Source organism: Dolichospermum circinale AWQC310F (assembly GCF_000426925.1).
GTDB lineage: Bacteria > Cyanobacteriota > Cyanobacteriia > Cyanobacteriales > Nostocaceae > Dolichospermum > Dolichospermum circinale.
In genome coordinates, this window is the sequence record NZ_KE384712.1 from 1,091 (window position 1) to 1,449 (window position 359).

The following is a 359-nucleotide window of genomic DNA, read 5'->3' on the forward strand; positions in this document are numbered from 1 at the left end:
TCCAAGGTTTGGGTATAATCAGCTATGGTTTCTACGTTTATCATGTTCCCATTATGTTCATGTTGATTAAAATAATTTATCAATATACAAAGAAATATATAGGTCAGTATCTTATCCTAAGTCATCTAATGGCTGCATTATCTGCTGGCATCTTGACCTTAGCAGTTTCCCTGTTAAGCTGGTATTTTTTAGAACAGCCTTTTTTGAAATTGAAAACTTATTTTTCCTCCCAGCAGGAAGATAATTTGAGTGTTTTCAAGAGTAATTATTCAGGGTGTGACAAGCAAGTTGAAACTAGGACAGGAATCGGATTTCAGGTGATAGTCCCTGCAAAAAAATCTGACTAGTAACCCAAGTTG

The 359-nt window shown here is 35.1% G+C and carries 1 protein-coding gene; it reads left to right on the forward strand.

The features are described 5' to 3' along the window. The coding region (locus tag ACIR310F_RS27115; protein ID WP_231387609.1) for an acyltransferase family protein at window positions 1–347 on the forward strand (347 nt) is incomplete at its 5' end. Window positions 348–359 lie beyond the last annotated feature (12 nt).